The following is a 12,509-nucleotide window of genomic DNA, read 5'->3' as shown; positions in this document are numbered from 1 at the left end:
ATCTAAATAGTTCACGCCTAGGATTTATAGAAACCCAAAATCGTCTACATAGAATATATATTGTGGCATCCCTGTACCTGATGCTTCCTGGAAATCTATTCTAAATATGGTATCTGGTGCACCTCCGCTAGGATAAAAATCTGATAACGGAATTACAAATTTTGTCCACTCTCCTGGAACTAGCTGTAAATTAAGCTGTGTCTGAAAGTCATTTAGAGCCAAATTCACGCTATCACCTGGAGCACCAGTGCCATAAATAGAAACCGTTATGGCATCATAATCATTGTAATTTATTGTAACATCATCTGGCCAAAACGTTAACCCTGACCATCCTTCTCTAACACTCTTAACCGAAAACTCTCCTAATACGACTTCTGTTGATTCTAAATCATGTGTCCCGCTCCATTCAGTAGTAGACCAATCCGTATTTAAGCCGTCGATATAAATGGAATAACTGAATCCGTAAGATTCTGACCTTGCAATCGCACCACGCGATGTTTCTAAGAAAATGAAAGCTTGCTCGACCCCTGGAGGAACTTCTGCCTGAACTTCTCCAGCAGAAATTATTGTAAAATTAGCAGGGAGCTCTACAAGATTTCCATTTTCCTCTGATCCACTCACAAACGTAACTAAAGACGTTTCGCTAAAGTCACCCCCTAAAAGATTTACAACCTTTGTCCCATTTACAGTAGCTTCAGTAAAGTCTGTTATAGTTAAAAGTGAAAAGTCATACTCTACACTACCAAACAGGTTTTCAACTGTCATTTTATTACTTTGACCAAGTACAGGAGCTTCCTCAGGTACTTTTACAAAAGCAGTATTATCGGTTAAAAGTGCTGGATTAAAACTAGCTTTAAATCCGTTGAAATAAATTGCAACTAGAGATGATAAATTTTCTCCTCGAATGGTATAGACATTGTCTAAAACTCCTTGTGTCACAGCTTTATCTTCTTTTGTTTCGCTAACACTGGATATTACTGGAGGTGCGCTATTAAAATTATCACTAGGTTCTTTAAACTCGCTTTCACAAGATGAAAATAAAACCGTAACAATTATTAGGCTTAAGTATAAATACTTGCTCTTTAAGTTAAATTGTTTTTTCATAATCTTTTTTTTAATTAAAATCATACGGAACTGGAGCTTCTAACAAAGCTGGGTTATTTTGTGTTTCTACTGTAGGGTACGGAAATAACAAATCATCCGTAGAAGCTTGAAAAAATTCAGGTTGCAATACTCCAGTATCACTATTAAAAGTTCCTCTGTCAGTATTACTCAAAAAATTTATGGCAAAACCAGGACCACGTCTTACGATATCATACCAAAACTCAAATTCAAAAGCGAGCTCTATACGTCTTTCCTGGAAAACATCATCTAATGTAGGAGCAACAATTTCATCCAACCCAGCTCTTCGTCTAATTTTATTAAACGATTCGATGCCTCTTGCTGCTGGTCCACCGCCATTAAGTGCGGCTTCCGCATGAATTAACAACAGTTCACCATATCTTAAAATATAAGTGTTATTTGATGTTGTTGTGTTTCCGCTACCATCATCTCTAGCCGTAGCATCATCAGATCCTACAACATATTTTTTAAGTCCATGGCGCGTGCCTTGAAAATCGATATTATCTGGAACTGTATAACCGCCATTAATATCTGGATATGTAGCTCCTCTTTCAAAAATGGTTGCATAGAATCGAACATCTCTATCGGTGTCTTCGTAAGCTGCTAATAAATCTGGTGATGGGCCTATTGCCGAATACCCATCAGCTCCACCAGTAAATGCTGACGGCGCAAATAAAGATTGTACCCCATTGCCTTCAGCAAATCTGCTTGAACTTGTCCATTGTAATGCAAAAATAGATTCTTGGTTATTATCATTTTCAGGAAGAAACAAATCGTAATAACTACTCGATGCAATGCCGTCTGTATCATCACCTCCTAACAACTTAAACTCTCCAGAATTTATAACTTCATCTGATAATTGATAGGCCATTTGATAGTTCTCTTCATACAAATAGACTTTAGCCAGCATCGCTTTTGCAGAACCACTAGATATTCTTGCATTCGCATCAAAATTTGCACCTCTTATTTTGCTGTAACAATTATCAGCGGCAAACTCAAAATCTTCTCTAATAAACCTATAGACGTCTGAAACCAAATTTCGGGATACAACGGGCTCTAGTACAAAATCTGTATTTCTTTCAATAATTGGTACTGAACCAAAAATTCTTACTAAATAAAAATAGGCAGTAGCTCTCATAAACCTTGCTTCTCCTATGGCATTATTTACAACCTCTTGAGGGATATTTGGATTAACTGCTTCTGGAAGCGTATTAATAATGTAATTAGATTGACCAACCACTGCGAATAAAGATTCCCAAGTTCTTCCAATTTGTGCGTTATTACCATTAACTGCAAAGTTTGTAAAGTCTGCATTTCTAGGATCCCAAGTACGCCCGTTACCAGAACTTAACTCACCAATAACCCACATGGTATTCGAACTAAAATCAAACCACGGAATAGAATACAAAGCGTTAGTAGAAGTTTCTACCTGAGCCTGTGTATCGAAAAAGTCTGCTACATTAAATGAATCTTCTGGCGGGCGATCTAAAAAATCTTCACTACAGGAAGTGACCCCTAAAAATATTACTATTGTAGTTAGTATAAAATTTGTTTTGAATAATTTTTTCATTTTGTATGTCTTTAAATTAACTAACATTAAAACTCTACATTAACTCCGAAGGTGTAAGTTCTTGGCGAAGGATAACGTCCAGCATCAATACCTGTTAAAAGTGTATTTTGATTGAAAGATCCTATTTCCGGATCGTAACCTGAATAGTCTGTAAAAGTGTAAAGGTTTTGAATACTTCCATACACCTTCAACATAGTCAAACCTATTTTGTCTGTTATTTTAGAATTTAGCGTGTAACCAAGTGTTACATTCTGAATTCTTAAATACGAACCATCTTCAATATATCTATCAGATATTTCAATGTTTCTGGTATCGTTTCTAGCTAATCTTGGTGCAGTCGCATCAGGATTATCAACAGACCAATAATCCAAAACTGAAGATAATTGATTGGTATACGTTCTATTTCCTGCCGTTAACAGCCTTCCAATACCATTAAACACATCGTTACCATAAGAGCCTTGTAGAAAAACTGACAGATCGAAACTTTTATACTTAAATGAATTTTGAAAACCGAAAGTAAAATCTGGATGCGGATTACCAATAATAGTTCTATCGTTATCATCAATCACACCATCATTATTTTGATCTTTAAATTTTATGTCGCCCAACCAGGTTGTAGCAAAAAGCGCATCTTCAAAAGGTCTACCGTATTGGATTGCAGCACCTTCGAAATCATCAACGGATCTAAATATGCCCTCTACTTCTAAACCATAGAACAAACCTAACGGATCACCAGCTCTGGTTATGGTAATATTCTGTTGTCCGTCATAATTAATGTTCATCGCACCGTTAATTTTTGGCACATTTCCTAAATCTGTAACTTCATTTTTATAGTGAGAGACTGTTAATGAAGAATTCCATGAAAAATCTTTACTTCGATCGGTGCTGTAGTTTAGCGTCACATCAATTCCTTTATTTACCATTTCACCTAAATTCACCCATGGTGCTTGTATTGCTCCCGGAGCCATTCCGCCAGTAATAAAATTTGTTGATGCAAATTGATACAAGAAATCTTTGGAAACTTTTTCATATAACTCTACAGATGCGTTTAACTTCCTATCAAACAAAGAAAAATCAACACCTATATTGGTTTGGGTAGAAGATTCCCATGTTAAATCTGGATTGGCAAAGTTTGTAACTAAAAAACCAGTACCTAAGCCCGTATTAACAGGATTCAATCTTGAACCATAAGCAAAGTTTGGAATGTTTTGGTTACCAACCTCTCCATAGCCTCCATAAATTTTTATGTTTTGAATCGCATCAACACCTTGCATAAAAGGTTCGTTTGAAAGTTTCCATGCACCCGATATAGACGGGAAATACCCCCACTTATTACCTGCTGCAAATTTTGAAGAACCATCAGCTCTTAATGATGCTGTAACACTGTATTTATTATCGAAAGAATATATTGCCCTTCCAAAGTACGATTCTAATGCCTGACTTCCTTTAAATTGTGTACTATTATCATCAGCATCACCAGTCCCCAATATTGGAAAATCATTTCCAACAAAATTACCATCGGTTGATGTTACACCACCAAAACTTGCTTCTTGAGATTCTGCCCCTAATAAAACGGTTAAATCGTGTTTACCGTTAAAAGTATTACTATAGGTTAAAAAGTTTTTTATAATCCAAAAATCATTATAATTATTGGCAACACTTAACGTATTATTTTCAACCTCAATTTCTCCATAGGAATAGCGTGGTGTAAATTGACTATTAAGTGTCGTTCCAAAATCACCACCAAACTCAGTTCTATAGGTTAAATTTTTAGCTATTTTAACTTCAGCATAAATGTTTCCTAAAATTCTATTTCTTCTTAAGTTATTTCTTAAACTTAGTGCTTTAGCAATTGGGTTTTCGGTTCTAAAATCATCGCTAAGACTTGGTCCAGCAAAACTACCGTCCGGATTAAACACCGCAATTGCAGGGTTGTTTAAAAGGGATAACCCTATAATTCCATCACTTCTTCCATTTAAAGTAATCTTTTCATTTACTCTACTTGCTGTAACATTAACACCTACTTTTATCTTATCACTTATTTTAGCATCCACATTTGCTCTAACTGTCGAACGATTAAACCCAGAAGCAATTACAGTTCCTTCCTGCTCTAAATGACCAGCAGAAATAAAATAATTTAGACCTTCCTTACCACCTTGAAAAGAGATTTGATGACTTTCCATAGGAGCATTATCAAATATTTCTTGTTGCCAATTTGTTCCTTCACCCAGCAATTCAGGTCTTGTATACTCTACTATAGGATCAATTCCATAAATATCATTTATAGCATTTTGCAGTTCGGCATATTCAGGTAGCGTTAATACATCAATAATGTTAGTGGGCTCCTGGATAGCTATAAAAGAGTTGTAGCTAACTGTACCTTTGCTTTTTTTACCACGTTTAGTCGTTATTATAACGACACCATTAGACCCCCTGGAACCGTATATTGCTGTAGCAGATGCATCCTTTAGGATATTTACACTCTCAATATCGTTTTGGTTAATGGAATTTAACGGGCTCGTACCACCATCTACAGACTCACCAGGAACAGGAACCCCATCTATTATATATAGAGGCTCACTAGACCCAGATATAGAATTAACTCCTCGAATTCTTACAGAAACTGCAGCACCTGGTTGCCCTGAATTTGTAGTAACGCTTACCCCAGAAGCACGCCCTTGGATCATTTGATCCACACTTACTTGAGGAATTGTTTGTAAATCCTCAACCTCAACGGTAGCAACCGCACCAGAAATATCTTCTTTTAATTGAGAACCGTAGCCAATAACGACTACTTCGTCTAAACTTTCAATGTCCTCTTTCATTATAATATCAATAGAACGTCGCCCATTAACATTAACTTCCTGATTTACATAGCCCATGTAACTAAAAATCAGTACATCAGAATCTGAAACCGTAATACTGAAGGCACCATCAAAATCGGTTACCACTCCTTTACCTGTTCCCTTAACGAGGACATTAACGCCAGGTAGAGGCAATTTGTTTGTGTCTTTTACAGTCCCACTTACATTACTTTGAGCAAAGCAAATCTGACTTACCAAAAGAAATAGAGCAACAAAGCAAAATTGTTTTGGAGAAGAAATTGCATTTCTCAGCATAGTTTTTTGCATCTTATTTTTGTGTTAGTTTATAATTGTGTAATCCATAACAATACACACAAATAATTAGATGATTAATAAATATAAAGTGTGTTTATTATGAAATTCAAAATTATAACAAATAACAACTCATAACCAGTATTATTTTGTCAATTGTATATAAAATTATATACCATTATAAAGATTTATTAAGGCTATAACAACGAAAATCTAGCAGGATACACAAAATAAGACACAGTCAGCTTACACATATCTATGCAAAACCAACATCTTAAATGACAAATTAATATAGACGATTTGGATATTTACAATTACTAGCTAAAGAATTCTCTTAATACCCGAAAATTCTTTTTTATACTGACTTGGCGTCGTTTTTTTAAGCTTTTTAAACACCCTATTAAAGTTTGCTATATTATTAAAACCACAGTTAAAAGCAACCTCCGAAACACTACTATCACTTTCAACAAGCTTTATAACAGCAAAACCAATACGAACATCGTTCACATAATCAACAAATGTTTTGCCTGTTCTTTTTTTCATAAACCTATTAAAGGACACAGGACTCATATTCACAAGACCTGAGACATCTGTAAGCATCAGCTTTTTATCATAATTCTCCTGGACATACTCATAGATAACTTTTATTTTATCACTATTTTCAAAGCTATCCCTACTCACAGTATATGTAGACAAAAGCCTTTGGTTTCTGGAATTAGCTAAATCATGCAATATAGAAATAAACTCTAAAAAATAATCCATACTATCTAACCTTGAAAGCTGAGATATTCGATTACGGGTTTCTGACGCCGTTTTTTTTGAGAACAAAATACCATGTATAGATCTATCAAGCATATCTTTAATAGGCTTCATTATTTTCCTGCTTAAAATACCTTCGTTCAGCAAATTTTCATGAAACTGTAATGTGATTTCGTGTATTTCTTTACTCGAGCAATTATGATTTTGCCATCCATGATGCAAGTTAGGTCCCACCAGCACTAGCTCTAATTCGTCAATTTCCTCAACACTATCTCCCACCACTCGCTTTACACCTTTCCCGTTTCCTATGAAATTAAGCTCATACTCAGGATGAAAATGAATTGGAAAGTCAAATTCGCTCTTTACCCTATCAAAAACCAAAAAGCTATCCTCTGGCGATAAAGGCGTTATTTCTCTATGTATATTTTTCATTGACCCCATAACATTTACTAATAGTTTGTTTATTTGATAAAATAATACTAGTTTAAAGTGAATTATAAAATTATGTTTGTATTATGAATATTGCGCTTTTTAAATATGTAATATTTTATACTAATTATAATACAAAAATATAAAAATTTACATATGATTTGGAAAAATATCATTACAAAGACTGCCTACATCTTTTTTTTGGTGTTTTTTTATTCATGCAAACCATTGTATAATTCTGAATATAAAAAGCCTGTTTTAGTTGACAACAAGACTACCAGACTTACTAAAAAACTACACAAAAAATTAACATATATCTCCAAAGAAGGATTTGCAATTGGTCACCAAGATGCCACATCTTATGGAATAGGCTGGAATAGTTTAAACGAAATGAACACAGTTGAAAGTGATGTTTTCGAAATAGTTAAAGATAATCCTGCTGTTTATGGTTTTGACATAAGTAAAATCGAGCTTGAATCCATTCAGAATTTAGACAGCGTTCCGTTTAATGCTATGAGAAACGAAATTATCACGGCACATAAAAATGGGGGTATCATTACCATAAGTTGGCATGCTGACAACCCTACTACTAATGGGAATTCTTGGGATACCAAGTCTACAGTTAACAACATTTTTACAGATAAAACTATTAAAACAAAATACGAATTGTGGATTGAACATTTAGCTGCTTTTATAAAAACACTTCAATATAAAGGCAAATCTATACCTGTTCTTTTTAGACCCTTTCACGAAATGAATGGGTTCTGGTTTTGGTGGGGTGATCCCAATTGTAATGCCATAGACTATATAAGATTATGGCGAAAAACAGTGCGATTGCTAAGAGACGAACATAAAGTCCATAATTTATTATATGTCTATTCACCTAACAAGCTAAATCCCAATGATGATTTTATGAAATATTATCCTGGAGATAATTATGTAGACATTTTGGGTATTGATATCTACGATTTTAAAAACGCTCAGAATTATATAAAATCGGTTGTAAAAGATCTTGCTTTAGTAAAAAAAATAGCGACTAGTAAAAACAAATTATATGCTTTTACAGAAACTGGGCTTGAGAAAATACCAACCCCTAATTGGTTTACACAAGTACTGTATCCAAATATTAAAGATTCTGGTATTTCCTGGATTCTTTTCTGGAGAAATGCACATCTAAATCATTATTATGTTCCGCACAAAGAACATGAAAATGCTGAAGACTTTAAAGTATTTGCCAACTACCCTAAAACACTGTTTTTAAAAGACATACAAAATTTAGAAAATTAATTTTAATTCCATAAAATTGTTAAACACGATAGACATATTAATTATAGTTTTATACCTTGCTACTGTCATAGTAATTGGGCTTGTTCTTAGAAAAAAAGCGCAAAGAAGTAAAGGAGATTATTTATTGGGGGGCAACTCCATTCCATGGTATATGCTTGGTTTATCTAATGCCTCAGGAATGTTTGACATTTCAGGAACCATTTGGCTTGTTACCTTAATGTTTGTTTATGGCATAAAAAGTGCCTGGATACCATGGCTTTGGCCCGTATTCAATCAAATATTCCTAATGGTCTATCTATCTAAATGGCTTAGACGCTCTAATGCCACTACAGGAGCAGAATGGATTGGAACACGATTTGGATTTAATAAAGGGGCTAAACTTTCTCACATCGTTGTGGTAATTTTTGCCTTGGTATTATGTTTAGGTTTTTTAGCATACGGCTTTATAGGCCTTGGAAAATTCATAGAAATTTTTATCCCATGGGAAACAGTAAGTCCGTATGTGCCGTTTTATGTTGCTCCAGAATATGTAGCTCATTTTTACGGTATCATCTTCACACTATTTACAGTGTTTTATTCTCTATTGGGAGGTATGTCTGGAATTGTATGGGCCGATGTCGTGCAGTTTGCTATCATGACTATTTCCGCATTGGTAATAGGTTGGCTAGGTTTTCTGGCAATTGGAGAAAATCCTCTATTGGTTCCAGACGGTTGGATGAGTCCGTTTTTTGGATGGGAATTAAATTTAGATTGGACACAAATTATCCCCGAAGTAAACAATAAAATTAAAGAAGATGGATTTAATTTATTCACTATCTTTTTTATGATGATGGTTTTTAAAGGTGTTTTAGTAAGTGTTGCAGGGCCTGCACCAAATTACGATATGCAAAAAATATTATCAACTAAGTCTGCTGCAGAAGCCTCTAAAATGAGTGGGTTTGTGTCTGTTATTTTAATGCCAATACGCTATTTAATGATTGCTGGTTTTGCAGCATTAGCACTTATATATTACGAAAAACTAGATTTAATGAACGCTGCAGGTCAAATAGATTTTGAATTGATCCTCCCTACAGCCATTAAACAATTTGCTCCAGTAGGCCTTTTAGGACTATTATTGGCAGGGTTAATTGCTGCTTTTATGTCTACTTTTGCGGGCACACTTAACGCTGCTCAAGCCTACTTAGTAAATGATATCTATCTAAAATATAAAAACCCAAACGCCTCAAGTAACCAGATAAAATGGATGAACTACGGTACTGGTATGCTTGTTGTAATTGTAAGTATCGTTCTAGGTTTTTTTGCTAAAGATGTTAACTCGGTATTGCAATGGATTGTCTCTGTTTTATATGGCAGCTATGTTTCTGCCAATATTTTAAAATGGCATTGGTGGCGTTTTAATGGCGAAGGTTTCTTTTGGGGCATGCTTTCCGGAATGGCAGCAGCAGCTATTATGCCAGAGTTATTCCCAGATATATTAGGTTTATACCTGTTTCCTATTTTACTTATAATTTCATTCATTGGATCTATTATAGGAACTTATAGCGCACCCCCAACAGACGAAAAGGTTCTAAAATCATTTTATAAAAACGTAAAACCATGGGGATTCTGGAAGCCTATTCATAACAAATTAATGGAAGAAGATTCTAGTTTTAGATTGAGATCTACTTTTAAAATGGACATGTTTAATGTTTTTGTTGGTATTATCGCCCAAACAGCCTTAGTAATCATACCTATGTACGTAGTTTTTAGAAAAACAACACCAGTAATCATATCAATAATAGTTATAGTAGTTTGTACCTATCTCTTGAAAAGGTTTTGGTGGAATAAGTTAAATGAACAATTAAATTAAGAAATGAGCAAACAAATAAAATTAATACCATATCATCTTGATAAAATCAAAAAAGAACACGATGAATTAATAGCTAGGAGCAATATACCTCATCGTGATTCCAATGGTATTTATTTGAGGTATAAATACCCCATAATTACAGCAGAACATATCCCAATTCACTGGCGATTTGATTTAAACCCTAACACGAATCCCAACGGGTTGGAGCGTATAGGGATTAACGCCACAATGAATTCTGGTGCTATTAAGTGGAATGGAAAATATGTTTTATGTGTTCGTGTTGAAGGCAATGATAGAAAATCATTTTTTGCCATGGCCGAAAGCGACAATGGTATAGATAATTTTAAATTTTGGGACAAACCATGTATTATTCCTAGTATAGAAGGCGAAGAAGAAACGAATGTTTACGACATGCGCTTAACCAAACATGAAGATGGATGGATTTATGGTATTTTCTGTTCAGAACGCAAAGATCCTAATGCTCCTGCCTCCGATACTAGTTCTGCATTGGCAAATGCAGGGATACTAAGAACTAAAAACTTAGTGGATTGGGAACGCTTACCCAATTTAATTTCAAATTCCAACCAACAACGCAATGTTACTATTCACCCAGAATTTATAGATGGAAAATATGCACTTTATACCCGCCCACAACAAGGGTTTATTACTGTAGGAAATGGCGGCGGCATTGGGTTAGGGTACGTAGATAATATGGAAAACCCCGTTGTTAAAGATGAAACAATTATTAATAATAAAATTTACCATACTATATACGAACTTAAGAATGGTTTAGGTCCATCTCCTATAAAAACAGAATATGGTTGGCTACATTTAGCTCATGGTGTGAGAAATACTGCAGCAGGATTAAGATATACACTTTATATGTTTATGACGGATTTAAACGATATTTCCAAAGTTATACATCAACCTGCAGGCTTTTTTATGGCACCAAATATCGAGGAACATGTTGGAGACGTTTCAAATGTTTTGTTTTCTAATGGTTGGATTAAAGATAATGACGGCACGGTTTATATCTATTATGCCTCAGCCGACACAAGAATGCACGTTGCAACTTCTTCAGTTGACAAGTTATTGGATTACTGCATGAATACACCTGAAGACAAACTTACTTCCGAAGGCTCTGTTCAAAATATCATCGATTTAATAGATAAAAATAAACCTTTTCAATAATGATAACCGCCTATGAAACATTGAAGTTAGAACTTGACCAAGAGTTAAAAAATATTTTAAACTATTGGTCTCAAAACACTTTAGATGAAACTCATGGTGGTTTTGTAGGTGAAATTGATTATGAAAATAACACTATAGATTTTGCTTCAAAAGGCATTATATTAAATACCCGAATACTTTGGGCATTTTCAGCGGCTTCTAATTACTATAATAAACCTGATTATAAACACATCTGTGATCGTTCTTATGAATATATAAAGCGTTTTTTTAATGACGAAAAATATGGTGGTGTGTTTTGGGAGCTTGATTATAAAGGTCAACCAATAAATACAAGAAAGCAGATTTACGCACAATCTTTTGCTATTTATGCCTTATCAGAATATTATTTATTTACAAAAAAGGAAGCAGCTAAAACATGGGCGATTGAGTTATTTAAACTTATAGAAAAGCATGCTAGAGATACTGTTCGCAACGGATATACAGAAGCCTTTAACGAAGATTGGTCGCCAATTGAAGATATGCGATTAAGTGATAAGGATATGAATGTATCTAAAACCATGAACACACATCTACATATTCTTGAAGCTTACACAAATCTCCTTAGAATATACAATTCCGAAGATTTAAAAAGTGCTTTAAAAAACCTTATAAGACTAATTCAACAAAAATTCTTAAACGAGAATTATCATTATGATTTGTTTTTTGACGATAATTGGAATTTGAAAAACCGAATCATTTCATACGGCCATGATATTGAAACTATTTGGTTAGTTATAGATGCTGCAAAGGCCATAGGAGATAAACATCTAATTGAACAAACTGAAAATACAGCCATAAAAGTTGCCAATACATTTTTAAATGAAGGAATTGATGAAGAAGGCGCTGTAATAAATGAAAAAAACTTAAACACTGATGAAGTTGATTCTGACCGACATTGGTGGCCACAAATGGAAGCTCTAGTAGGATTAAAATATGTTTTCTATCTTACAAAGGATACTAAATACATTGAAGCCTCTTTAAACATTTGGGAATTTACTAAAGCCCATTTAATAGACAAAGTTAATGGCGAGTGGCATTTTAGGGTAGATAAAAATGGTAACGTGTATTCTCAAGAGAATAAAGTGAGTATGTGGAAAGCCCCCTATCACACATCTAGAGCTTGCATTTTAATACAAGACTAAGTATA

8 protein-coding genes are annotated in these 12,509 nt (G+C 34.3%); 4 read left to right on the top strand and 4 right to left on the bottom strand.

Annotated features, from left to right (window positions below):
* Nucleotides 1–24 precede the first annotated feature (24 nt).
* The 4 genes from Q4Q34_RS15335 to Q4Q34_RS15320 all read right to left on the bottom strand — a co-directional run bounded on the left by Q4Q34_RS15335 (nucleotide 25) and on the right by Q4Q34_RS15320 (nucleotide 7,008).
* The gene (locus Q4Q34_RS15335) at nucleotides 25–1,104 is read right to left on the bottom strand and encodes a CIA30 family protein (RefSeq protein ID WP_303315385.1); all 1,080 of its coding nucleotides are present in this window, start codon (nucleotides 1,102–1,104) and stop codon (nucleotides 25–27) included.
* A 10-nt stretch (nucleotides 1,105–1,114) separates the two neighbouring features.
* Entirely contained in the window at nucleotides 1,115–2,692 is a 1,578-nt protein-coding gene (locus Q4Q34_RS15330) for a RagB/SusD family nutrient uptake outer membrane protein (RefSeq protein WP_303315387.1), read from the bottom strand.
* A 26-nt stretch (nucleotides 2,693–2,718) separates the two neighbouring features.
* Nucleotides 2,719–5,823 carry a SusC/RagA family TonB-linked outer membrane protein gene (locus tag Q4Q34_RS15325; protein WP_303315389.1) on the bottom strand — a complete coding sequence of 1,035 codons (3,105 nt, stop codon included), beginning with the start codon at nucleotides 5,821–5,823 and terminating at the stop codon, nucleotides 2,719–2,721.
* A 306-nt stretch (nucleotides 5,824–6,129) separates the two neighbouring features.
* The gene (locus Q4Q34_RS15320) at nucleotides 6,130–7,008 is read right to left on the bottom strand and encodes an AraC family transcriptional regulator (protein ID WP_303315391.1); all 879 of its coding nucleotides are present in this window, start codon (nucleotides 7,006–7,008) and stop codon (nucleotides 6,130–6,132) included.
* Between the two features lie 144 nt (nucleotides 7,009–7,152).
* Here Q4Q34_RS15320 and Q4Q34_RS15315 point away from each other — a divergent pair, with 144 nt between their 5' ends.
* The 4 genes from Q4Q34_RS15315 to Q4Q34_RS15300 are packed head-to-tail and all read left to right on the top strand — an operon-like array spanning nucleotide 7,153 to nucleotide 12,504.
* Nucleotides 7,153–8,283, top strand: coding sequence for a glycoside hydrolase family 26 protein (locus tag Q4Q34_RS15315; RefSeq protein WP_303315393.1), 1,131 nt, complete (start codon nucleotides 7,153–7,155; stop codon nucleotides 8,281–8,283).
* A 16-nt stretch (nucleotides 8,284–8,299) separates the two neighbouring features.
* A complete protein-coding gene (locus Q4Q34_RS15310; RefSeq protein WP_303315395.1) occupies nucleotides 8,300–10,132 on the top strand; it encodes a sodium:solute symporter family protein in 1,833 nt (610 codons plus the stop codon).
* 3 nt (nucleotides 10,133–10,135) lie between these two features.
* Entirely contained in the window at nucleotides 10,136–11,323 is a 1,188-nt protein-coding gene (locus Q4Q34_RS15305) for a glycoside hydrolase family 130 protein (RefSeq protein ID WP_303315397.1), read from the top strand.
* Nucleotides 11,323–12,504 carry an AGE family epimerase/isomerase gene (locus Q4Q34_RS15300; RefSeq protein WP_303315399.1) on the top strand — a complete coding sequence of 394 codons (1,182 nt, stop codon included), beginning with the start codon at nucleotides 11,323–11,325 and terminating at the stop codon, nucleotides 12,502–12,504. The genes Q4Q34_RS15305 and Q4Q34_RS15300 overlap by 1 nt, the downstream gene beginning before the upstream one ends.
* Nucleotides 12,505–12,509: the final 5 nt, after the last annotated feature.

The organism is Flavivirga abyssicola, assembly GCF_030540775.2.
GTDB lineage: Bacteria > Bacteroidota > Bacteroidia > Flavobacteriales > Flavobacteriaceae > Flavivirga > Flavivirga abyssicola.
The sequence above is the reverse complement of the archived record's forward strand: the minus strand, read 5'-3'. Positions and strand labels throughout refer to the sequence as shown.